The following is a 1,284-nucleotide window of genomic DNA, read 5'->3' as shown; positions in this document are numbered from 1 at the left end:
TGCGTGAAATTGCCGGCGCCGGTGCGCAGCAGGCGGCCGTCGACCGTGTAGGATTTGAGATGCATGAAGGGCGCGGGGCTGCCCTTGTAGCGGATTTCGACGCGCAGCTCGGCCGCGAGCCGGTCGATCGCCTCGGCGAGCTTGCGCGGTTGGCGGGCGTCGCGCCCGTCGCGATAGACCCGCACCACGACGCCCCGCTGTGCCGCGCGAGTGAGCGCGTCAATGACGGGCGTCGAGGTCAGCACATAGGCCGCAAAGTCGATGCGGCTGCGCGCGCCGTCGATCAGCCGCACGTCGATCGCCTCGAGATCGTCGCGCGGCGCGAAGCCCTGCTCCACGATGTGGCAGGACTCGGCGGCCGCGGCAGGCGCAGCGAGGAGTAGGAAGGGGAAAAGGGTAATGGCTCTCATTGTTCCCACACGATGATCTTGCCGGTGAAAATGGAGTGCTCCTCGCGCATCTCTTCATGCTGCTCGAACCAGAAGCGTGCGAGGTCTCCCCAGCCAATGAACCCGTCGGCGCGTGCGAACGCCTCGAGATAAGGCGTGACGAAGCGCCCGCTGAGCCCGTAGCGGTCGAGACCGATCTCCGACGCGTCGCGTGGCTCTCCATGAAGAAACGCGCATTCATAGCCGGCGCCGACCCAGGCCCAGCGACGACGCGGCGAAAGCGCGATCGGATAGACGCCCTTGCACCGCGCGCGGCGGATGTGCTTGCAATGCTTGGTCCGCATGCCCGTGTAGAGCTGCAGCTCCTCGCCGGGCCGCGCGTGGCGCTTGCGATCGGGACGAATGGTCTGGCGCTTCGTGCCGGCTTCGATCGGCTCGGCGAACCGCTTCTGGAACGAATAGGCGACCATCAGGCTGCCCTCTCCTCGACAGGCTCGATGCTCCAGCCGCCGTTGCTCTTCACGAGGCGCGCGCCGATCATCGCGCAGACGAAGGAAAGCGTCTGTCGGATCCCGCCCAGAGAGCTATTTGTGTTCTCTGGGCCTCCGCCGACGTGGTCGCCATAGGCGGCGTCGATCATTTCCGACAGACGCACGACTCGCCCCGGCACGGCGAGCAGCGCGACGAGCATTCGCCTATCCTGGACATCCATGCGGAAATCGTGTCCGCGATAGCCTGCCCAGGGCGTCATTGTCGAAATCACCAATGCGTCGCGTCGCTCACTCGACAGGCTGGCGACGCGTGTGCGCTTGAACGCACCGAGAATGAGCGTCGGCAGGGCCATCACGCCGCCCTCGCTGCGATCGGCGCGCGCAGGCGCGCGAGGTGATGCGCG

3 protein-coding genes are annotated in these 1,284 nt (G+C 66.7%); all 3 read right to left on the bottom strand.

Annotated elements, in window-relative coordinates:
* Positions 1-410: phospholipase D-like domain-containing protein (locus K3F48_RS23765; RefSeq protein ID WP_222577909.1), on the bottom strand; the 410-nt coding region annotated here is incomplete at its 3' end.
* Positions 407-859 carry a hypothetical protein gene (locus K3F48_RS23760; protein WP_222577908.1) on the bottom strand — a complete coding sequence of 151 codons (453 nt, stop codon included), beginning with the start codon at positions 857-859 and terminating at the stop codon, positions 407-409. The genes K3F48_RS23760 and K3F48_RS23765, both read right to left, overlap by 4 nt.
* On the bottom strand, positions 859-1,284 hold a 426-nt coding region (locus K3F48_RS23755; protein WP_222577907.1), incomplete at its 5' end, for a hypothetical protein. The genes K3F48_RS23755 and K3F48_RS23760, both read right to left, overlap by 1 nt.

Source organism: Methylosinus sp. Sm6, assembly GCF_019802345.1.
Classification (GTDB): Bacteria; Pseudomonadota; Alphaproteobacteria; order Rhizobiales; family Beijerinckiaceae; genus Methylosinus.
This window is presented reverse-complemented; position numbering and strand designations above follow the sequence as displayed.